This window comes from Paraburkholderia sp. UCT70 (genome assembly GCF_050434085.1).
GTDB lineage: Bacteria > Pseudomonadota > Gammaproteobacteria > Burkholderiales > Burkholderiaceae > Paraburkholderia > Paraburkholderia tuberum.
The window spans coordinates 2,516,404-2,537,816 of record NZ_JBNPVZ010000002.1; the positions used below are offsets into that span (position 1 = coordinate 2,516,404).

Below are 21,413 nucleotides of genomic sequence, written 5' to 3' on the forward strand. Positions count from 1 at the left end.
CTCAGATCCTCGCCGGACTGCCACCAAGCAGCTGCGATGAAAAACAACGTCGAGGTGGGCACAAGGGCGTCTCGCATCCTGGCCATTGTCACCGGCGCGCCTGCACGCGTTGTACCTGCTCCAGCCGTCGCGCATACCACGTCAGCGGGTAGCACATCGCGAAGTAAAGTAGCGCGACCATTCCGTAGATCGGAAACGGGCGGAACGCTGTGTTGGTGATCATCGTGCCGGTCTTCGTCAGTTCGGTGAAACCGATGATCGACGTCAACGCGGTGCTCTTGACCACCTGCACCAGAAAACCGACGGTCGGCGCGACCGCGATCTTCCTTGCCTGCGGCCACACGATATAGCGCAGCTGCTGGCCGAACGTCATGCCGAGACTCGCGCCCGCTGCCCACTGTCCGCGCGGCACCGCTTCGACGCAGCCGCGCCAGATATCGGAGAGATACGCGCTGGTGTAGAGCGTCAGCGTGACGGTGGCGGCAACCCATGCGGACACGTCCACGCCCAGCAACGGCAGACCGAAGAACGCGAGGAACAGTTGCATCAGCAACGGCGTGCCCTGGAACAGTTCGACATAGAGCGAGACCACGCGGCGCAGCCACGGCAGCGGCGACACGCGCATCGCGAGTAGCAGGAGACCGACCGCACCGCCGCAGACGAAGGCGATCAGTGAGAGCAGCACGGTCCAGCGCGCGGCGAGCAGCAGATTGCGCGCGATATCCCACAGGGTGAATTCGTTCATTGTGAGCGCTCCGTTGCCAGCGTCGGCACACGACGCCAGGAGAACCATGTCCGCCAGCTTCGCCGCGCATCGGGTGTGCGTGGCGTGCGTCCCGCAAAAAGGCCGCGGCCGAGCCGGTTCAGCAGTTGCCGCAACAGGATCGACAGCAGCAGATAGGTCGCGGTGATGATCAGATAGCTCTCGAATGAGCGGAAGTTACGCGACTGGATGAAATTGGCCGCATACGTCAGGTCGGGCACCGAGATCTGCGACACCACGGCGGAACCGAGCATCACGATCAGCACCTGGCTCAGGAGCGCCGGAAACACATTGGCCAGTGCCTGCGGCAGCACCACATGGCGGAACACCTGGCGTCCGCGCAGGCCCAGCGCCTGCGCGGCTTGCACCTGGCCGCGCGGAATCGAGTCGATGCCCGCACGCACGATCTCCGTCGCGTAGGCGCCGAGATTGACCGTCATCGCGAGGATCGCAGCCTGCACTTCGTCGATACGGATACCGAGACCCGGCAAGCCGAAGAACACAAAGAACAGCTGCACGATGAACGGCGTGTTCCGTATCAACTCGACGTAACTGGCGACCAGCGTGCGGGCCCAGCGAGGCCCGGCGACGCTGACGCTGGCGCCCGTGACTCCGACGACGCCGCCCAGCACGGTGGACACCGCAGTGAGCCCAAGGGTGACGGCGACGCCATGCGCGAGCATGCCCGCGTAGAAGCCGAAGCCGCTGAAATCGAACGCATAGGTCATGGCGTATTGCTCATGGTCAGGTGAGGCCGGTTCCGAAAGCCGGTCGTCAAAGATTGGCCGGCAGTGGCGCGCGCAGCCACTTTTCCGAAATCGCGTTCATCGTGCCGTCCTTGCGGGCGTGGGCAATCGTCTCATTGACCTTCTGCTGCAGACGCGGCTCGTTCTTGTTCAGACCGACGTGATCCGGCGAGCTGAACAGTGCGAACTTCTGCTCCGGATCGTTCGCCGGATGGCGCGCGAGGATCGTCGCACCGACGTCGTTACCGACCACCATCAACTGGGCCTGTCCGGAAAGAAAGGCGGAGATCGCCCCGTTCGGATCGTCGAAACGTTTGATGGTGGCGCTCGCCGGCGCGACCTTGGTGACGCTCAGGTCTTCCAGCGTGCCGCGCGCCACCGAAATCGTCTTGCCGGCGAGGTCATTGGCGTTTTTGACGACGAGGGTCTTCGGGCCGAATACCGCGAGGTAGTACGGTGCGTACGGCTGCGAGAAGTCGATCACTTTCTCGCGCTCGGGCGTCTGGCCGACCGAGAGCAGCATGTCGGCCTTGCGGTCGGCGAGGTAGGCCATGCGGTTGTCGCCCGTCACCTGGACGAGTTCGACCTTCGCGTTGAGCGCCTTGCCGATCAGGTTGGCGACGTCGATGTCATAGCCTTGCGGCTTCATGTCCGGGCCGATCGAGCCGAACGGCGGATAGTCTTCGAAGACGCCGATCCGGACGACGCCGGACTTGGCGATCGAGTCGAGTGCATCGGCGTGAGCGGCCGGCGCAAATGCCGACAGCGCGGCGATGCCAGCGAACGTCAGCGTCGCGGCGGCCGTGGCGAAGACGCGCCGGGCGCGCAGGGGGAAGGGCCGAAGGGTAGTCATGGTTGTTCCTCTGTCGAAAACGTGGGTGTGGGGGGAATTCAGTGGGTCACGCGCGCCGCGATCAGCTTGCAGGCGTGCGCGGGCAATTCGGCCAGCACCGGCATGCCGAGTACCAGGCCCGGCGTTTCGCGCGGCGTCGTTGCTGCAGTCAGCGTGAAGCCGGCGCAGTCGATCGTCGCTTCGAGCGAGGCGCCGACGTCGCGGATGAATGTGACCGTACCGGCGAGGCGGTTGGGGCCGAGCCCGCTGGAGGCGGGCTTAACGTAGACGTCCTCGGGACGGATCAGCAGGCGAATGTCGCCCGTCGAGCCGGACATGCTCGCCGGATTGGCGACGATGATCTGCTGACCGCCCGGCAGACTCACGTCACCGCGACTGTCGTATGTCACCGGCACGATGTTGCCGAGACCGATGAAGTCCGCGACGAACTCGCTAACCGGGTCGCGGTAGATGTCGAGCGGCTTGCCGACCTGCGCAATCCGGCCTTTTTCCATGACGACGATTTCGTCGGCCATCGTCATCGCTTCGCGCTGATCGTGCGTGACCATGATTGTCGTGATGCCGAGGCGCTGTTGCAGCAGGCGGATTTCAACCTGCATCGCCTCGCGCAGTTTGGCGTCGAGCGCGGACAGCGGTTCGTCGAGCAGCAGCAGTTTCGGTTGCGAGGCAATCGCGCGGGCGATTGCGACGCGCTGGCGTTGTCCGCCGGAAAGTTGCGTGACTGGCCGGTTTGCCATGTGCGGCAACTGGATCAGTTCGAGAAGTTCCGTGACACGGCGCGTTTGCGCGGCCTTGCCGGTCTTGCGCAGGCGCAGCGGATAGGCGATGTTCCCGGCCACCGTCATATGCGGAAACAGCGCGAGCGACTGGAACACCATGCCGAAATCGCGTCGATTGGCAGGTAAATGGGTGATGTCGCGGCCCGCGAAGTTTACGCTGCCGGAGCTCGGCGTTTCCAACCCGGCGATCATGCGCAGCAGGGTCGTCTTACCGCAGCCGGACGGGCCAAGAAAGCAGACCAGCTTGCCGTCCGGCACGCGCAGATCGACGTGGTCGACGGCGTACGCGGCGTTGAAGCGTTTGGTCACGGCCTGAAGTGTCAGATGAGTCATGAGGGTTCCTTGAGCTCTTGCGCGCTCAGAGTGCGACGCCTTCATCGCCAATCAGCTTTTCAAGCAGCCAGATCAGTGCGAAGTCGATGGCGACGATGAAGACCGCGAACGAAAACACGGTCGGGTCGAGCGACGACACCGTGCGGCTGTAGAGCCATATCGGCAGCGTCATCGTGTTGATGCCGTAGAGAAAAAACGTCACGGTGAATTCGTTGAACGAGATGATGAACGCGAACAGCATGCCGGCGAGGATGCCGGGGCGCATCAGCGGCAACACAACGTCGATCAGCGCGCGGCGCGGGCTCGCGCCCATCACGCAGGCGGCTTCCTCGAACTCCGGACCGATCGAGGCCACCGATGCCGCGCAGTTCTTCACCGTGAAAGGCAGCGTGAGAATCACGTGCGCAATGATCAGACGGAACACGCCGAGTTCGACCGGCAGGACGTTAAACACGAGCAGCAGCGACAGCCCGAGCATCACCAGCGGATAGACGAGCGGCAGCGCAACGAACTGTTCGACGGCCGACTTGCCGCGAAAACGGTAGCGGCTCAATGCATACGCGGCCGGCACGGAAACCAGCGTCGAAATGATCATTGTCGACACCGCGACGATCAGGCTCGTTGTCAATGCGCTACCCATTGACAGCACGTCGCTTGCATCGGGTGAGACAAAGGTGTGCCATGCGGCCCGATACCACTGCAGGCTATAGCTGGGCGGCGGAAATTGCAGCGTGTCCGACGCGCTGAACGACATCGTGATCATCGTCAGAATCGGCAGCGCTGCGAGGAACAGGACGATCGCCGCGAGCAGCGCCGCGGGCTTGCCGAGCTGGCCCGGCATCGTCATGGGCAGGCGCAGGGTGCGCAACCGAAGGATTTGGGCTGGCGTGCTCATGCGGACGGCTCCTCAAGACGTTGAGTGCGGCGCGCGAGGCTCTGCGAGATCGCCATGACGGCGAGCGTCGCCACCATCAGCACCACGCCGGATGCCGACGCAGCCGGCCAGTTCAGCAGCGGCGAGACCTGGTCGTGTACCAGCACGGCGAGCATCGGCACGCGCCGGCCGCCGAGCAGCAGCGGCACCGCGAACGCACTTGCGTTGTAGGCGAAGACGAGCAGGCCGCCGGAGACAAGCCCGGGCATCGCGAGCGGTAACATCACGTGACGCAGCGTCTGCCAGCGCGTCGCACCGAGCGTTGCCGCGGCTTCTTCGTACGAGCGCGACACGGCACGCATTGCGCTCGACAACGGCAGCACCGCGAGCGGAAACGCCGTCTGGATCAGGCCGAGCAGCACGCCATGCTCACGATAAAGCCATTGCACCGGACGCTGGATCATGCCGCTCGCGAGCAATGCGTGATTGAGCAAACCCGCCGGTCCAAGAATCACCAGCCAGCCATAACCCTGCAGCAACAGATTGACGAGCAGCGGCAGCAGTACGCCAGCCAATAGCAGCCGGCGCGCCAGACGCGACTCGGTGCGCGCCATCGCAAGCGCGACCGGAATCGCCAGCAGCACCGCGCACACCATGCTCTGAAACGCGAGCCGCAGCGTGAGCCACAACGCGTTCAGGAAATATGAATCGGCGAGATCGGCGTAATTCTGCAGCGTGAAGCCGCGCCATTCGTCGCCGGCCGTGCCGAAGCTCATGCGCAGCACGACGAGCGACGCTGCGGCGAGCACCGCGAGAAACGCGAGGATTGGCGCGAGCAGCAGCCACGGCCGAGCCTTGGTGAGTGCGGTGCCCGACGCGGGGGCAACCGGCTCGTCCGGCGCCCCTGGTCCGGCGCGGCGCAAAGGGAGTTCGGACATGGTAGTCATCCCGAGAAGATCTCGGTGTAGCGCTTGATCCACGCGGGCTGCACTACGGCAAGTGCCTTGTCGTCATGCAGGAAGGCCTTCTCCGCAATCTGCTGCGGACTCGGCACATACGCGCGCCCTTCGGCTGGGATCACCGCCTTGGAGTTGACAGGACCGTTCAGCACGTCGGCAGCCATTCGGCCTTGCACACCCGCATCAAGCGAATGATTGATGAAGGCGTGAATGAGGTCGCTGTCGCCCGGATGCGATTTCGGAATCACGGTGAACAACAGCTGCGTGGCAAAGCCTTCCTTCATGCCGTATGTCACAGCCATCTTGTATTCGGGCTTCCTGATCTGCTCAGGAAAGAACGCGGGCGAATAGATGCCACCGATATCGAGCGAACCGGTCCGGAACAGGTCGGCGACCTGATTCGGATTCTCGCCGAGCGTCATCACACGGTCCTTCAATACCATCAGCTTCTTGAAGCCGGGATCAATGTTCTGCTGCGAGCCGCCTGACATTTTCGCGGCGATGATCGCCAGATCGACCGCCTCGGCAAACTCAGGCGGCGGCAGGAACAGGCGGCCTGCGTATTTGGGGTCCCACAGCGCCTCGTATGACGAAGGCGGCGTCTTGACGGTCGCCGTGCTGTAGATCAGTCCGTCGGACCACAGCAGGTAACCGACACCAAAGCCGTTTGCGCCGGTTCGATACTGTGCGGACACGTCCTTGAGATTCGGCAGCTTGTCGAGATCGGGCTTGACGAGCAGGCCCGCATCGCCGAGACCCGCGGCGCCCACGCCCGCGAGCGTGATCACGTCATAGGTGGGACGGTCGCCCGTAGCCTTCACCTTGGCGACCATGCCCGAGGTACCATCTGCGCGATCGGCAATCACCTTCGCGCCGGTCTTGGCCATGAACGTCGCGGCAATATTGTGCAGCGCGGCAGTCCCTGTATCGTCCGACCAGGTCAACAGGCGCAGCGTCTTACCCGCAAAATTGTGTTCCTGGGCCCTCACATTGATGAAGGGCATCGGTAGTGCGGACGCCGCGAGCGCTGCGCCGATCGTCTTGAAGGCTTGTCGCCGTCCCGTACTGAAATTTTTCATCGCCGTCTCCATGGATGGTTACATTAGGAATCCGATCTATGCGCCGGATGAGTGCTTGTATTGTGTCGCGTATGCATTGACTCTAGGACTGCGAGAAGGGCATCACAAACGAAATATGGGCATGCGCGTCATGACGAACGTGCATAGCCTGGTGGCCTGGTTTCCTGGTCTTACAGGAAGCGTCATGTGAAGTACGCGTGGCGCGGCCTCTAGCCTGGACGGAGCGAAGCGGAGCACGGGGGACAGTCCGCCGCGCCCCCGGATTCACACGTTACGTCCGGTACTTCACCTTCGGTAGCACGCACAACATTTCATACAGCAGGTTCGCGCCGACCAGCGCCGTATTGCCGGACGGGTCGTACGGCGGCGAAATTTCCACCAGGTCACAGCCCACGATGTCCAGCCCACGGCAGCCACGGATGATTTCGAGCGCTTGCCAGATCGTCAGGCCGCCGATTTCTGGCGTGCCCGTGCCGGGTGCGAAACTCGGGTCCAGGCCGTCGATGTCGAAGCTCAGATACACCGGGCCGTCGCCCAGTTTCGTGCGCACCTCGTCCATGATCGGCGCGACCGACTTGTACCAGCACTCCTCCGCCTGCACGACACGTATGCCGTGCGATCTCGACCAGTCGAAGTCCTCCGCCGTATAGCCGGTGCCGCGCAGGCCGATCTGCGCGACGCGGTTGCCGTCGATCAGCCCTTCTTCGATCGCGCGCCGAAACGGCGTGCCATGCGCGATCTTTTCGCCGAACATTGTGTCGTTCACATCCGCATGGGCGTCGACGTGAACCACGCCGACCGGGCCGTATTTCTTCTTCATCGCGCGCAGGATCGGTAGCACGATCGTGTGGTCGCCGCCCATCGTGAGCGGCACGCAGCCATGCGCGAGGATCTCGTCATACGCTTCGGTGACGATGTCCATACTCTTCTGCAGGTTGAACGTGTTGATCGCGACGTCGCCGATGTCGGCCACCTGGATACTGTCGTAGGGCGCTGCGCGGGTCGCCATGTTGTACGGGCGCAGCAGACACGATTCGGCGCGGATCGCGCGCGGCCCGAACCGCGCGCCCGACCGGTTTGACGTGCCGGTGTCAAGCGGCACGCCGACGAAACATGCATCAAGCCCCTCGGCCGACATCGCGGTCGGCAAGCGCATCATCGTCGCCGGGCCCGCGAAACGCGGCATCCGGTTGCCGCCGAGCGGCTGGTTGAACGGGTTATCGGACGGGTTATCGTGCTTCATCGCAAATCCTTTTAAATAGACTGGCTAATTGGCTGACGAAGCGTCAGCACCTGCTTGATTTCCTGGAAGGCGGCAAGCCCGAACGGGCCCAGTTCGCGCCCCACACTGCTGCGCTTGTAGCCGCCCCACGAGGTTTGCGGATAGATCAGTTGCGGTGTGTTGACCCACACCACGCCGGCCTCCAGCGCGCGCGCGACCCGTTCGCCGCGTGCCTCGTCGGCGGTGACGACCGTCGCCACCAGCCCGTACTCGCTGTCATTGGCGACGTCAACGGCTTCCTGTTCGGTGTCGAACACGCGCACGCACAGGACCGGGCCGAAGATCTCGTCACGCCACAAAGCGCTCGTCGGCGGCACGTCGGCAAAAATCGTTGGCGCGATGAAAAACCCCTGCTCTGGCGCGTCGGCTGGCCGGCCGCCGCCGGTTAAGAGCCGCGCACCGTCGGCAATACCCTGTTCGATGTGGCCGCGCACCCGTTCGAATTGGGCTCGGTTCACGAGCGGCCCCATCTGCACACCCGGCGCAAACGGGTCGCCGACGACGATCCGCTCCGCGCGCTCGACAAGCCTCGCCAGCAGCGTGGGCGCGAGTTTGCGCGCCACCAGCACCCGGCTCGTCGCGGAGCACATCTGGCCACTGTTGAAGAAGCCGCCCGCCTCGATCAGGGCGAGCGCCAGGTCAACGTCCGCATCGTCGAAAACCATGATCGACGACTTGCCGCCGAGTTCGAGACTCACACCCTTCAGCGTGTCGGCGGCAGTCTTCATCACTGTCTGGCCGACGCCCGTGCTGCCGGTAAACGACACTTTCCTGACACCGGAATGCGCGACGAGCGGCGCGCCCACGTCGGCTCCGGTGCCCGTCACCGCGTTGAAAACGCCCGCCGGTAAGCCGACAGATGCGATGGCCGAGGCCAGTTCAAGCTCCGGCAGCGGTGTGATTTCGGACGGCTTGAGCACGACCGTGCAGCCGGCCGCGAGCGCCGGGGCGAGCTTCCATGCCGTCGTCACCATCGGGAAATTCCACGGTACGATCAGCGCGGCTACGCCGCACGGCTCGCGGCAAATCCGCGCACGGTACTCGGTGCTGGGGATGCTGACGTCTTCGTCGGTCATGTCGTCCAGCCGCTCGGCCAGTTGGGCGTAATAGCGGAACGTCCCGATCACGTCGTCGACGTCCGTCTGCGCCTCTTCTTGCGGCTTGCCGTTGTTCAGCGATTGCAGCATCGCGAGACGCTCGCGCCGCGCCTCGACTTCCGCCACGATTGCGCGCAGGTAGCGTGCGCGCTCGGCGCCGGTCGTTTGCCGCCACGCGCGAAACGCGCGGGCAGCGCCGGCCACCGCCAGTTCGACGTCGTGGGCGGTACCCGCGGCCACGTCGGCCAGATGGGCCCCAGTCGCCGGGTTGGTCACGGCAACCGTCCTGCCCAGTGCGCCGTCGACCCAGCGGCCATCAATATAGAGCTGCGTCAGGAACTGCGCGTCGTTCGGCGCGTTCATGCCTGTTCTCCCGGCACATGGTCGAACCATTTCTGTTCGTCGATTTCGATCAAAGTGGGCACGTGGCGTCCCGCGGCCTGCTTCAGTTCGTTCGCAAGCAGGGCCGGCGTATCGGCCGATGTGGCGCAGCAGCCGAAACCGCGGGCCAGGGCGAGGAAGTCCGGCGTGTATATGTCGACGCCGATCGGCTCGATATCGCGCTCGACCATGTATTTCCTGATCTCGGCATAGCCCCGGTTGTTCCACAGGAGCACGATCACCGGCACGGCGGCTTCGACGGCGCTCGCCAGTTCGGGCAGCGTGAACTGCAGGCCACCGTCGCCGATCAGACAGATCACGGGCCGGTTGCCGGCCGCAACCCGCGCGCCGATCGCGGCCGGCAACCCGTAGCCGAGCGTGCCGTAGCCCGTCGACGAGTTGAACCATGACCTGGGCACGGCCGCCTCGAAAACGAAATTGCCGGCGTAGACCGGGCGCGTCGAATCGCCCACGATGACCGCGTCGGGTAGCGTGTCCGATACGGTGTCAAAGAGAGCCGCCTGCGAGCGAGTGGGTGCGTCGTAACCGGCATTGACCGCGGCACGTACGGCGCTCACGCGTAGTGCGCCCCAGCCGGCATCGCGCGGCGGCAGCGGGCGCGTCGCCAGCCTGGCGTCGAGCGCGGCGAGGGCGAGCTTCGCGTCGGCCGCGATCGCCACGTCGGGCGGGAAGTTGCGCATCGCCTGCTGGGCATCGATATCGATTCTGACCAGCTTGCCGTCGATGGCGAACCCGCCGTCGAACACCACGTCGTAGTCGGTCTCACCGAGTTCGGTGCCGACTGCGAGCACCACGTCGGCCTCGCGCACCACCGTGCGCGTCGCGGGAAGCGACTGGGTCGAGCCGATCGACAGCGCATGGCCGCGCGGCAACAGGCCCTTCCCGTTGATCGTCAGCGCTACCGGCGCGTGCAAGCGTTCGGCCAGCGCGCGCAATTCGGGGGCGGCCTCGATAGCCCCGCCGCCGGCCAGGATCAGCGGGCGTCGCGCGCTAGCTAGCAAGGCGGCGGCGGCGTCGAGCGCGGTCGGTGCGCCTGCGGGCTTCGCGGGAAGCACCGCCGCGCCGGATGTCATGCCGCAAGCGGGCGCGACGATCACGTCGAGCGGAATCTCGATGTGGACCGGCCGCGGCCGCTCGCTCGCGAACACCGCGAACGCGCGGGCCAGCACCTGCGGCAGTTCGTCCGCATTCAGCAGCGTGTGGGAAAAGGCGGTGAGCCCGGCGAATACGCCGCGCTGCGACGGCAGTTCGTGCAGGCGGCCAGCGCCGCCACCGAGCTGGCGCGTGGCGTTGACGCTGGAAATCACGAGCATCGGGATCGAATCGGCATAAGCCTGAGCCATCGCGGTCGCGATATTCGTCATGCCCGGCCCGGTGATGATGAAGCACACGCCGGGCTTGCCAGTAAGGCGCGCATAGCCGTCGGCCATGAACCCGGCGCCCTGCTCGTGGCGTGGCGTGACGTGGCGCAGCGTCGACGCCGCGAGCCCACGATACAGCTCGACGGTATGGACGCCGGGAATGCCGAACACCAGTTCGACGCCATAGTGTTCGAGCAGCGTCACGAGCGCTTCGCCGCAGGTCTGCGTGATCATCGGCCGGGGCTGATGGTGCCCGTCCGCGTGGCCGAAGAGCGAGGCCGTTTCAGGATAGTTCATGAGACTCCTGCGAATTGATCGGTTGCCGGTGCATGCCTGTCTCCGGAGTTTGCGTAGTGATCCATTCTTGTTCCTTGACGTGTGCACGGCAAACGATGAATTTGCATGCTCGCCATGTTCCTTGCACATGGCCGTAATCAGGAGAGCGATACGTTCAGACGAATCGGCGGCTTTGTTCGGTGCATATAATAGAAAGCGAGTTGGGAAGTACATCCGGCCGTCATGAATTTTCCAAATGGTGGAAGGGAACGACCATGCGCCGCCTGCCGCCGCTGAACGCGCTGCAAATCTTCGAAACGGTGGCGCGCCACCGCAGTTTCACGCGCGCTGCCGATCATCTTTGCCTGACGCAGGGGGCCGTGAGCCGCCAGATCCAGGCGTTGGAGGAGTACTACGGATTTGCTCTGTTCACGCGACACGCGAAGGGGCTCGTGCTGACGATGGAAGGCGAACAGCTACTGCCGACAGTGAAAGAGAGCTTCGCGCGCATCGAGGAGACTTCGCTGCGGCTAACCCGGCAGCGCACCGATCTCGCGCTGAAGGTACCCACCTGCCTGATGCGCTGGATCCTGCCGAAGATCATGCGCTTTCAGGCCGAGTATCCCGACATCCAGTTGCAACTCACGACGACATGGCAGCACGACGTCGATTTCCAGATCGAGCCGTTCGATGCGGCGATCATCTATGGCTCTTCGCCGGGCGCCGGCGTTCATTCGATTGCGCTGTTCGACGAACAACTGGCGCCTGTTTGCGCGCCGTCGCTGAGGGAAACCACGTCGCTCGACAGCGTGGCCGATCTTGCGCGGCATACGCTTCTGCACCCGACGCGCGACCACCGCGACTGGAAGATGTGGCTCGCCCATGCCCATGCACCCGAGATCGATGCCGACCTCGGTCAGAGTTTTGATACGCTCGACCTTGCGACGAACGCGGCGATGCAGGGTTTCGGCGTTGCGATCAGCGACTGCTCGCTCGTCAGTGAGGATGTCGCGTCGAAGCGTCTCGCGATGCCGTTCAACATCGTGCTGACGACGGGCGCCCGCTATTATTTCGTCTATCCGGATTGCCTCGCGCACCAGCACAAGGTGAACCTGTTTCGCGAGTGGATCGGGGCTAATGGGGAGGCGTGACGACGGGAACCGGCGAAAGGGTGGGGCGCGGATGGTCTACCCCGCCGACAGCATGCGTCGCGTGGAGTCGATCGCGTGGGGCGCGCGTCGCGAGTTCCTTCGGTTCTGGTGATCATGTAGCCCGCCCCCTCCGTTCGACTCGAACGCCTGGCGTAGAGTCGGGTGCGAACACCGACGTGACGCAAAGATGCTGTAATGGTCGAGTTGCATGAGAGTCGCCAGTGATTGGGTCTTCCCGGCTTGGGAGCTGTCAGTCGCGATCCGCTTCTGAACGGCTCAAACGGGTCGACAACGAGCATTAGCTTTTCTCGTAAGCGGCCATTTTCGATCGGTGCGTTCCACTGGTAGCTTAATGACCGGAATGGCCCACGATCTGCCGACCGACTCGAAGTGATGAGTGGCCGCTGCACCTTGCAAGCAGCCGTTGAGTTCGGGAGGGGTTGAAGGGCTGCAGTGGGTCGCGTGCAGCCGATCGCCGCATCGCGCAGCTTTGGCGTGCGTATGCTGCTTGCATGAGGCAGCGACCAGGCCAGAAACGGCCCGTCACGATCTGTTCGCGAACGTCAACTCATGAGGAGCGAGCGGCCCTTCGACGCGGCGACGCCTCGATCGATAGCTGCGCCTGAAAGCGGTCGATGAGCTATCAATGCCTCGACGAGGCTCGCCAGTGACGCCGATCATTTACCGTGGCGGTATTGTGGGCATAATGTCATTCGTGCGGCCCACCAGCCCCAACTTTGAAAGAAAGGTGAATACGGCGGCCCCTGAAAAAATTGTTCAAACACTTTTCGCGAACCCTCCGTTACGGAACGGGAGAAGGGGCCTACGTCGAAGAATTGATTTCGTAGAGTGCGAGACAGCGTGGTCGCAATTCAAATAGACAGATGAAAAGAATCTATACGTACAAAGGCTTCGAGATCGCGGTCGAGCTTGAACCAGTGTGGGAAGCGTCCGGCAACGTTACATTGCTGCCTCCGCGTGGCTTCATCGCCGTCGTGCACATTAGAACGGCGGGCGCTACTCGGCTCATGATTGCGCCGATACGGCTGACAGCAGATAACCAGCAGCCTTTCGCGACGGAAGCCGCCGCGCTCATGGCAGGGTTCAGCGCCGGGCAGCGGGTCGTAGACGACACACTCGTCCAGTGAGTTCGCCAATCGCGATGGATTGACGATTGGATGAAGGTAACGGCGGAAGCGGTTTGGCTTCCGCTTAGTATCGGTTTTGTCCGCAGTATCGCGTGAGCATGACCAAGCTGATTCTCGCGAACGCAAAAACTGGGGAGTTCTCGGCGATCATGCAAGACGAAGATGTCGACGCTGACCAGATCAACAAGCTATCAATACAATCGCCCCCCGTACCGCAACAACAGGGGCGAGCGCAGAGATTCAATGCCGGGTGCTGCTCCAGTCCCACCAGTCGCGATGGTAATCCAGCCTTCTAAGCAGTTTTCGGCGCATTTGCTCCCGGTGATAGTGAGCGGCGACGAACGCTGTTGCCGTCACCAGCACGAATGAACCTACGACGATTGCCACTGCTTCGCTCATCGGAACCTCCATTGCTAATCTCTCGGGTTCACTGCAGGTGTTGCCCTCCGTTGATCGCGATGTTGGCGCCGGTCACAAAGCCCGCTTCGCGCGAGCACAGGTACAGCACGAGTGCGGCGACTTCGTCCGGCTGCCCGAGCCGGCCGACCGGAATCTGCGGAATGATCTTTGTCTCGCGGATGTCCTCGGGCACCGCCATCACCATCTTCGTCGCGATATAGCCGGGCGAGATCGTGTTGACAGTGACGCCTTTTTTCGCCACCTCGAGCGCCAGCGATTTCGTGAAACCATGCATGCCGGCCTTTGCCGCCGCATAGTTGGTCTGGCCGAACCCACCCTTGGAGCCAATGACCGACGACACGTTGATGATGCGGCCCCAGCCGCGCTCGACCATGCTGTCGCACACCGGCTTCGTCATGTTGAACACCGAATCGAGGTTGGTGCGGAGTACCGCGTCCCAATTGACCTTGTCCAGTTTTTTGAAGCTGGCGTCGCGCGTGATGCCGGCGTTGTTGATCAGGATGTCGACCGGTCCGACTTCCGCTTGGATCTGCGCCAGGCATTTTTCGCATGAGTCGTAGTCGGCGACGTCGACCGCATACGCGCGGAACTGTCGTCCCTCGGCTTCCATGCGTGCGAGCCCCGCTCGTTCGCACCGGTGTTGCAAGGCGAATGGGTGACGACGACCGCGTGACCGGCGTCATGCAACTTGATGCTGATCGCCTCGCCCAGTCCGCCCATGCCACCCGTTACTACCGCGATCTGCTTTGCCATCGAATCGTCCTCACAAATTCCGGCGGCGTGCCCGTCTGGAGCAACACTGCCTTCAGTCAAGAATTGGATGCATTGAAATGCCGGATCCTTCTCCAAAATGAATAAAAGGAATCCTACATATAGATATGGGACCGACAACGCGGGCATTGCTGCCCGCGTGAGTCTTAGTGCTTCACGCTTGCGACTACGGCAGCCGACTCGGCGGCACTACGTTTGGCGGCCTTGGACGCTGAGGCCGTGACGGCTTCGAGATTGGTCCCGGCCATCTCCACGGCCTGCTGCCCCGTCTTCTGCAGCGATTCGCACAGCGTGGCGGTGGCGCTGATCGCGGACTTCCACGAGGCGATCGCCGCTTCGGAACCCGCGGGAGCACTCTTCGTCGCTTCCTCGATGAATTCCTGCATGCGTGCGTTATACCGTTCGTACTGCGTTTGTGCGAGTTGCGCGATCTCAGCCTGCGTGGTTGACGCGATGTCGAAGAGTTGACGGCCGTATGACAGTGATTTCTCCGCGAAAGGTGCGGTGAAACCGGCTTGCAGCGTGAACCACTGCTGCGGGTCGGTTGTGCCGGACGCCTTCGTCAGGTTCTCCTGCGACTCCGCCAGCGTGGACCTGATGACCTGCAGGTTCAGGGCGACCAGTTTTTCGACGCCTTCAAAGACCTTGCCGGTCAATCCGAAGAATGCGTCGAGGCCAGCCTTCTGCGATGCGGCGATTTGCTCGGGACTCGATAGAGCCATTATTGAAATTCCTCAGGATTCAGTCCGCCGGACGAAGCCCCGATCGACCGGGTTTCGCGCGACGAATGGCGATAATGGATGGACCGACGCGCAAGGACGCCTGCCAGGCAGCATGCGTCGCGAGTACTCGGAGGGTCGTTACAGCAGGAGGCACTACACATTAAAGTCCAACTAAAGCTACTTCGCTTAGTTTTTCTTCGGCGCGCGCGCCGCAATTCCCTAGCGCCTACGCGCGACGGCCTTGAGAATGGAAGCGCCTTCGCTTGTGACTTGAGGACGTGGATAGCCCGATGCGAGGCTTTCCAGCGATATGAGTTGGCGCTCCAGCAGCGTGTCGAGCTCGGCGCGGCCCAGTTCGATCTGATCCGGCGCGTCCTTGATGAGCATTAAGGTGGCGAATTCATGGGGACTCAGCATATCGTCTCCTCGATTTAGTCTGTCTGCGCCGCGCAGCATTAGTTACCCTCTTCGCGGAGAATGGCGGCAAATATTTCCCTTACCAGGCAAAACAAACGTTAGGGAAATCCTGACCGAGACGTCATCATAACCGCTCAATTTTCAATTGCAATATGCGGAGTACTTTTTTGATTTGTCTGCTTATTTAGCCTGCATGGAAGGCGACGCTTGCCATTCCCTGCCGGCGAGATACCACGGAAGCCTCGATGGGCTGGGCCCGGGCAGATCTGACGCACACTTCGATGTCTGAATTGGCAGTCCAATCAATGCGCAGTGCAACGCCCCTATTCATATTTGAATATGGTGTTTATCTGGCAGCATTCTCTTTTTCAGACATGGCCGCTTATAACCGGATATTGAGAAATATTTATTACATCGCATGCGAGTCGCTTATTCTCTAGAATGCTGACCGGCGTAAAGGCTCAATAGCATTGACTTCTCCCGCGTCGCGAAGGGAAGTCAACAGGTCATCGACAATACGTCATCCCGCGCCAGAGCCACCCACCAGCGCATCGGCTTCGCTGAAAAATGGCTTGCCGCGCGATTCGCCCAAGCGCAGTGGGGAGAACACGGCGACAGCGGCACGGCCCTTGCGGATCCTCACGACCGCCACAAATCCGATGCTGGTTGTCGCGCTGGGTCCGGCCTCCCAGTTGAACTCAGTCACGCCAAAGCCCATATCGACGTTCGGTGACACCCGAGGCCGCCGTTTTCCCTCCGGTAGCTCTGCATGGCGATTTGTGCCGTCGAAGTTAGCGGCACCGGACAGCCAAAACCAGTTGCGCTTTCGCGCAACGCGCCATGCCTGGCGCACCAAAAAAAAGCCGCAGACATTGCTGCGGCCTGAACACACACGCCGCGCACAGGGCGCTGACGTTAGCTTCACCCTACACATCTGCATTCCCGAAGCAATCAGGTATTTCGTCTGGATATTTGCGTGAGCGCGCGTTGCCGCATCTGCCGCGGCGCGGGCTTATGTCAATCGCTGCCGCAGGCGTTGCAGAATGGCCACGATGCCGGACGTTCGGCGCTCGAATGTCACAAGCGAGGTCATTGATCAAGCCTAGGGCAAAGCTGAACAAGCGGGTAAATCGGCGACGTGTCAGCGATTTGAACTTCGCCAAGTGATGAGGCCGAGCTTAAGCCCTTGCTTTTCGGCCCTCGCAGGCCTGTTGGGCGGGCACTTTGCCCGCCTTTCGCCCACTATGGGCGTACCGGTGCCATCAGTTTCTTGCGCGACAGGTAGACGTTCGCCAGTGCGAGCGCGACGAACGCCCGGTTGGCGTTCTTTGCCAGCCCTCGATAGCGCACCTTGGTAAATCCCCACAGGCGCTTCACAACCGCGAAGACGTGTTCGACTCGCGCCCGGATCTTCGACTTGTTGCGGTTCTTGCCGCGCTGCACCTCGTCGACTTCGCCGCCCGCACGGCGCGTGCGCTGATTGGTATAGTCGCGCGCCCTGGGCGCCTTGCTGTGGATCAGTGCCTTCTGGCTCGCATAGGCGCTGTCGCCGTAGACGCGCCGCTCCTGCCCGTGCAGCAATTGCGGCAGTGGATGCTTGTCATGCACATTGGCGGGCGTGAGCACCGCGCTGTGCGCCAGGCCGCTCTGGCTGTCCACACCGATGTGCAGCTTGGCGCCGAAATACCATTGGCGACCCTTGCGGGTCTGATGCATCTCGGGGTCGCGCGCCTTCTGCTCATTCTTCGTCGAGCTCGGCGCGCCGATGATCGTCGCGTCCACGATGGTGCCGCTTTTGAGCTTCATGCCGCTGGCCTGAAGGACCCGGCCGACTTCGGCAAACAATTGCTCGCCCAGTTTGTGCGTCTCCAGCAGGCGCCGGAATTTGAGCAGCGTCGTCGCATCGGGCACACCTTCGCAACCCAGGTCAATTCCGGCAAAGCGACGCAGGCTGGCGCTGTCGTAGAGGGCCTCTTCGCAAGCGAAGTCGGCCAGATTGAACCAGTGCTGCACGAAGTGGATCCGCAGCATGCGCTCCAGACCAATTGGCGGGCGGCCATTGCCGCGCTTCGGATAATGCGGCTCGATCACCGCGCACAACTGCGACCATGGCACGATCGCATTCATCGTGTCGAGAAACTCGTCGCGCCGCGTGCGTTTGCGGTGGGTCTCGAAACCCGCACCTTGATCGGCTGCCATCGCCAGCGTCTGCTGTTTCATCCTGTTCTGCCTTCCTCGTTTAATCCGATCTCTATAACGCTTGACGTGCCAGATTGGTGGACTTAATCAGTGTTGCCCTAGTACGACATCCGTAAAGTGCCTTAACAATTTTCCAACTCAACGAAGCTGGCAGGAAGGTGAACACGGGCCGAAATCATGCGCGGAATTATTAAAGCTAATTGCGGGACGTTGTACTAGTCCTTCGTGAGCATGGACGGAAGCGAACGCGAATCCCGGCCTCCAGTTAGATCCGACGGGGCGGCGGGGGCAGAACGGCCGCTCTGGAGCGCGGTGGTGACATTCGCAGAAACTAACTGAGTGGCAGGAATGGGTCGAGCCCGTGTAAAAACGCAAAAACAGTCGGTTTTCGGGTGTCGCTTTACCCTTCCCAAGTCGCTACCAAGCCGATACAGAGCGATCTGGAGGGCCGGTTTTTTAGAGCGCCACATTCAACGAGTGTTTTCGCACAGCCTCGGTCGAAAGTACGCGTTCGTTGAACTCGGTAGCGGCTGTTCGCCGCCGCTCCTCGATGAACGACCGGTGAGCAGCGGTAAGCAGGCACGAAAAGCTGCGGCCAGCCCGGTGTCAGCGAATGACCGCTGGACATGGGTGACCCGCCGTTGACACCGCTGCGATCCGTACCGATCGTAACGGGAGTCAAAATTCGTTTATGCGGCGAGGCCGGGTTTTCGCGCTGAGCGTTGAGCAGAGTGCCGCGCCTCACCCGTTCCAGGCGTCCATCCGGGGCGCAGCAGTCAACCCCGTCCCCTCCTAGCCAGGCGTGGCCGGCACGGCCACGCTGCCGCGCCTGCCGCGCGGCACCCTCACCCGGTCAACTCGAGGCATGGCATGCACCCGGCTCCCAGGGTCCCGCCCTTGACCCGCGACCGTAGCCGATAGCGGGCAGGCATCAAGGGGCGAGGGACCGTGTCGCCCGCACTCCTCCCTCGCCTTTTTCCTTGACGCCTGCCCGCTATCGGCTCCTCCAGTCGCACGGGCGGGAACCCGGGACCCTGGCGGCAGCAACGCCAACCCCGAGTTCCACCGGGAGGTGTCCAGCCGCAACGGCAAGTCACATCCCCTCGCCCGGTTCAGGTCCTCAACCTTGACTGTGGAGACTGCCATGCAACTCGCTTCCTCTTTCCGTTACGGCTCCCCGGTGCTGCGCGCTGACTCGCCCCTTTCAGATGATCAGATTCGCCGTGTTGCCCCGTCCATCTTCGCGGACGGCAAGCACGAAAGCCGTTCGGAACGCTACACGTACATTCCCACCATCGACGTGCTGCGCGGCCTACGCAACGAAGGCTTTCAGCCGTTCATGATCTGCCAGACCCGCGTGCGCGATGAGGGCAAGCGCGAATTCACCAAGCATATGCTCCGGCTGCGCCATGCCGACCAGATCACCGGCGAGGAAGCCGACGAAATCGTGCTGCTGAACTCGCACGACGGCACGAGCAGTTACCAGATGCTCGCAGGCACATTCCGGTTTGTGTGCCAAAACGGCATGGTGGCTGGCGAGAACATCGCCGATATCCGTGTGCCGCACAAAGGCAACGTCGTTCAGAACGTGATCAATGGCGCGTTCGACGTGCTCGACGGCTTCGACCTGATCCGCGAGCAGAAGGAAGGCATGCGCGCCGTGACGCTCGACCGCGACGAACAGCAAGCGTTCTCCCGCTCCGCGCTCGCGCTGCGCTACGACCCGAGCGATGCCGAAGCACCCGCCCCCATCACCGAAAGCCAATTGCTCGCGCCGCGCCGTTACGAGGATCGCCGCGATGATCTCTGGACGGTCTTCAACCGCATTCAGGAAAACCTGACCAAGGGCGGTCTACATGGACGTTCGCGCACGGGCCGGTCCATGTCCACGCGCCCCATCACCGGCATCGATCAGAACGTGAAGCTGAACCGCGCCCTCTGGATGCTCGCGGACGCCATGCGCCAGATGAAGGTGTAACCGACCGTGGGGCGGCGCACTCGCGCCGCCCATTCTCCGCCGTTGCTGAAGAAGGTCGACGCCGCTGCCACCGCCGAACTGCGGCCCGCGAAAGTCGCACGGGTCCCGGAAGTCCTCACCGTTCGCGAGATTTCGACCATACCCTCGTGGGCCGTCCGCGACGACGTGGATGAGGACGACTCCGTTACCGGAAGCGACACAGGAAACTCGCGGGACAGCAACGACGACGACGCGGAATCAGCGCACAGCCGGCGTGGCCCTTCCCGACTGCCGCCATAGTGAATACGGCGCAAGGCTGCCCTTCGCGACGCGTAAGCTTCGCCTCGTACTGATGACGCGGCACAGCAGGCGGCAGCACCCTTTAGGGGCCGCCGTGTGCCTGCCGCAACTGCACCGCGCGACAATTCGCGCCCGCCGTATGACCACCCGCCCCCCTTCCACTAAACCGTCCACGACCAGTAACATCAGGCAGAGCACGGCTCCGCCCATCAGCAATAGACGGCGCATCGAGCGTGCAAAACGCCTTTCCATCCCTGTCGCCATCGCATCCACCCGCACCACCGTTGCATCAGTTGCCTGTCCGAACGCGCCAATCGCATCATCCAGCCGCTCACGCTGCTCGCGCCCCGAAATTGCAGCTGCGCCAATCAGCCGATTACCTGCCGAGCGCGCGACCCGATTTGCTATACGCACGGTCAAAGCCGTCAGCGCCGCCTCATTGAGATTCGCCAGCGCAGCCCGATACCGCGCCTCATGTTCCCGTATCAGCTTTTCCGCGAGTTGGATCGTCGACTTGCACCGCTCAAGCGCATCCTGGTGTTGTTGCATCAGAGCATCGGTCGCGCCGCCGACTTCTCGGCGCGCGGCTTCGAGACTGCCCTCGCTCACCCACCGAATACGTTCCGGCATCCCCTCATACAGGCGCGCATAGTATTCGAGCACCGCGATGATCGACCATAGCGCGTCGTTCTCTTGCAGATTCAGTACGCTCGATACTCGACGCATACGGGCCAGACTAGCCTCGTCCGGGACATCGCCGGATATTTCATGAAACAGGCGCATGAGCGGATCAACCGGCTGCGATCGTCTACTGCTCATGGGCGGTCCCGTCGGCGCCGATCGCCTTCGCGAACATGACATCGCACAACGCCCGCCAACGCAATAGTTCCGCTCGCTCCCCTATGTGCATCATTTCCGACGCCTTGCGGATGGACATCCGCCGACTCCGAAGTTCGTCGGCCACACGATCCGCAAGATCTGGAAAATCGAGTGAGTGCCCTCTCGCCTCAATGGTCTTGCGAAGCTGCGATAACTGATACAGCGCGAACTTGTCGGGCGTGCCGAAATAGCCATTTCGCACCACGTGCGTCACCGCATTGGGAAATGTCTTACTGAATGCGTGCAGCAGCTCGAGGCTGTCGCGCTGCCGGTTGATCACCCACAGCACGACGAGCTGACGCCGCAATTCGCCGAGCGTACTGGCGAGTGTCGCACCGAAGCGTGCGACACCCGTCTGACTGCGAGCCGCCGTGTTCACGATGACGGCGGCGTCCCGGCGTTCGTCGCAGAAGTTGACAAGACCGATCCAGCCGTCTGCCTCGTCCAGGCTATAGGCGATGCAATGCATCTCGTCCTGAACAGATTTCATTACGTCTGGATTGGAAGTATCGGTTTCAACCAGGGCGACAGGAAAGTCGTGCCGCTGCAGGTAATCGGCCAGCGCGAGTGAAACAAAGCTCTTGCCAACACCGCCCTTGCTGCCACCGACCAGATAAATGGGATAAGTCGTTGCCATATGAGCCC

21 protein-coding genes and 1 pseudogene are annotated in these 21,413 nt (G+C 62.5%); 4 read left to right on the forward strand and 18 right to left on the reverse strand.

Going from position 1 to position 21,413, the window contains the following annotated elements:
• Positions 1-88 precede the first annotated feature (88 nt).
• The 10 genes from OKW41_RS13895 to OKW41_RS13940 all read right to left on the reverse strand — a co-directional run bounded on the left by OKW41_RS13895 (position 89) and on the right by OKW41_RS13940 (position 10,825).
• Complete coding sequence (locus tag OKW41_RS13895; RefSeq protein WP_429572871.1) at positions 89-745, reverse strand: amino acid ABC transporter permease; 657 nt, start codon at positions 743-745, stop codon at positions 89-91.
• Entirely contained in the window at positions 742-1,491 is a 750-nt protein-coding gene (locus tag OKW41_RS13900) for an amino acid ABC transporter permease (RefSeq protein ID WP_429572872.1), read from the reverse strand. Before OKW41_RS13900 ends, OKW41_RS13895 begins: the two co-directional genes overlap by 4 nt.
• A gap of 46 nt (positions 1,492-1,537) precedes the next feature.
• Positions 1,538-2,362 (reverse strand): transporter substrate-binding domain-containing protein, encoded by an 825-nt coding sequence (locus OKW41_RS13905; protein WP_429572873.1) that lies wholly within the window; start codon positions 2,360-2,362, stop codon positions 1,538-1,540.
• Between the two features lie 38 nt (positions 2,363-2,400).
• The gene (locus OKW41_RS13910; RefSeq protein WP_429572874.1) at positions 2,401-3,474 is read right to left on the reverse strand and encodes an ABC transporter ATP-binding protein; all 1,074 of its coding nucleotides are present in this window, start codon (positions 3,472-3,474) and stop codon (positions 2,401-2,403) included.
• A gap of 25 nt (positions 3,475-3,499) precedes the next feature.
• Positions 3,500-4,369 (reverse strand): ABC transporter permease, encoded by an 870-nt coding sequence (locus OKW41_RS13915; RefSeq protein WP_429572875.1) that lies wholly within the window; start codon positions 4,367-4,369, stop codon positions 3,500-3,502.
• Positions 4,366-5,286 carry an ABC transporter permease gene (locus OKW41_RS13920; RefSeq protein ID WP_429572876.1) on the reverse strand — a complete coding sequence of 307 codons (921 nt, stop codon included), beginning with the start codon at positions 5,284-5,286 and terminating at the stop codon, positions 4,366-4,368. The genes OKW41_RS13915 and OKW41_RS13920 overlap by 4 nt, the downstream gene beginning before the upstream one ends.
• A 5-nt stretch (positions 5,287-5,291) precedes the next feature.
• A complete protein-coding gene (locus tag OKW41_RS13925) occupies positions 5,292-6,386 on the reverse strand; it encodes an ABC transporter substrate-binding protein (RefSeq protein WP_429572877.1) in 1,095 nt (364 codons plus the stop codon).
• A 271-nt stretch (positions 6,387-6,657) separates the two neighbouring features.
• Complete coding sequence (gene speB, locus OKW41_RS13930; RefSeq protein ID WP_429572878.1) at positions 6,658-7,629, reverse strand: agmatinase; 972 nt, start codon at positions 7,627-7,629, stop codon at positions 6,658-6,660.
• An 11-nt stretch (positions 7,630-7,640) separates the two neighbouring features.
• Complete coding sequence (locus tag OKW41_RS13935) at positions 7,641-9,128, reverse strand: aldehyde dehydrogenase family protein (protein ID WP_429572879.1); 1,488 nt, start codon at positions 9,126-9,128, stop codon at positions 7,641-7,643.
• On the reverse strand, positions 9,125-10,825 hold the full coding sequence (locus OKW41_RS13940; protein ID WP_429572880.1) for a 5-guanidino-2-oxopentanoate decarboxylase: 1,701 nt from the start codon (positions 10,823-10,825) through the stop codon (positions 9,125-9,127). Before OKW41_RS13940 ends, OKW41_RS13935 begins: the two co-directional genes overlap by 4 nt.
• Positions 10,826-11,079: 254 nt before the next feature.
• On the opposite strand from OKW41_RS13940, the gene OKW41_RS13945 reads away from it, so the two are divergent.
• Together OKW41_RS13945 and OKW41_RS13950 are read left to right on the forward strand one after the other, a co-directional pair.
• Positions 11,080-11,955 carry a LysR substrate-binding domain-containing protein gene (locus OKW41_RS13945; RefSeq protein WP_429572881.1) on the forward strand — a complete coding sequence of 292 codons (876 nt, stop codon included), beginning with the start codon at positions 11,080-11,082 and terminating at the stop codon, positions 11,953-11,955.
• A gap of 884 nt (positions 11,956-12,839) precedes the next feature.
• On the forward strand, positions 12,840-13,103 hold the full coding sequence (locus tag OKW41_RS13950) for a hypothetical protein (protein ID WP_187617103.1): 264 nt from the start codon (positions 12,840-12,842) through the stop codon (positions 13,101-13,103).
• A gap of 240 nt (positions 13,104-13,343) precedes the next feature.
• Here OKW41_RS13950 and OKW41_RS13955 read toward each other — a convergent pair whose 3' ends face one another.
• Positions 13,344-13,502 (reverse strand): hypothetical protein, encoded by a 159-nt coding sequence (locus OKW41_RS13955; RefSeq protein WP_429572882.1) that lies wholly within the window; start codon positions 13,500-13,502, stop codon positions 13,344-13,346.
• A gap of 28 nt (positions 13,503-13,530) precedes the next feature.
• Positions 13,531-14,243: pseudogene (gene phbB, locus OKW41_RS13960) on the reverse strand (acetoacetyl-CoA reductase).
• On the opposite strand from phbB, the gene OKW41_RS13965 reads away from it, so the two are divergent.
• Complete coding sequence (locus OKW41_RS13965) at positions 14,175-14,381, forward strand: hypothetical protein (RefSeq protein WP_429573445.1); 207 nt, start codon at positions 14,175-14,177, stop codon at positions 14,379-14,381. The pseudogene phbB and the gene OKW41_RS13965 sit on opposite strands and share 69 nt — an antisense overlap.
• Positions 14,382-14,440: 59 nt before the next feature.
• Here OKW41_RS13965 and OKW41_RS13970 read toward each other — a convergent pair whose 3' ends face one another.
• The 4 genes from OKW41_RS13970 to OKW41_RS13985 all read right to left on the reverse strand — a co-directional run bounded on the left by OKW41_RS13970 (position 14,441) and on the right by OKW41_RS13985 (position 17,653).
• Positions 14,441-15,016 carry a phasin family protein gene (locus OKW41_RS13970; protein ID WP_429572883.1) on the reverse strand — a complete coding sequence of 192 codons (576 nt, stop codon included), beginning with the start codon at positions 15,014-15,016 and terminating at the stop codon, positions 14,441-14,443.
• Between the two features lie 219 nt (positions 15,017-15,235).
• Positions 15,236-15,433, reverse strand: coding sequence for a hypothetical protein (locus OKW41_RS13975; protein WP_429572884.1), 198 nt, complete (start codon positions 15,431-15,433; stop codon positions 15,236-15,238).
• 520 nt (positions 15,434-15,953) lie between these two features.
• The gene (locus tag OKW41_RS13980) at positions 15,954-16,169 is read right to left on the reverse strand and encodes a hypothetical protein (RefSeq protein WP_429572885.1); all 216 of its coding nucleotides are present in this window, start codon (positions 16,167-16,169) and stop codon (positions 15,954-15,956) included.
• 506 nt (positions 16,170-16,675) lie between these two features.
• On the reverse strand, positions 16,676-17,653 hold the full coding sequence (locus OKW41_RS13985) for an IS5 family transposase (protein WP_429449359.1): 978 nt from the start codon (positions 17,651-17,653) through the stop codon (positions 16,676-16,678).
• A 1,123-nt stretch (positions 17,654-18,776) separates the two neighbouring features.
• Here OKW41_RS13985 and OKW41_RS13990 point away from each other — a divergent pair.
• On the forward strand, positions 18,777-19,610 hold the full coding sequence (locus OKW41_RS13990) for a DUF932 domain-containing protein (protein ID WP_429572886.1): 834 nt from the start codon (positions 18,777-18,779) through the stop codon (positions 19,608-19,610).
• Positions 19,611-19,847: 237 nt separating this feature from the next.
• Here the strand turns inward: OKW41_RS13990 and OKW41_RS13995 are convergent, their stop codons facing one another.
• The gene (locus tag OKW41_RS13995) at positions 19,848-20,708 is read right to left on the reverse strand and encodes a hypothetical protein (protein ID WP_429572887.1); all 861 of its coding nucleotides are present in this window, start codon (positions 20,706-20,708) and stop codon (positions 19,848-19,850) included.
• On the reverse strand, positions 20,698-21,405 hold the full coding sequence (locus tag OKW41_RS14000; protein ID WP_429443970.1) for a P-loop NTPase: 708 nt from the start codon (positions 21,403-21,405) through the stop codon (positions 20,698-20,700). Before OKW41_RS14000 ends, OKW41_RS13995 begins: the two co-directional genes overlap by 11 nt.
• Between the last annotated feature and the right edge of the window lie 8 nt (positions 21,406-21,413).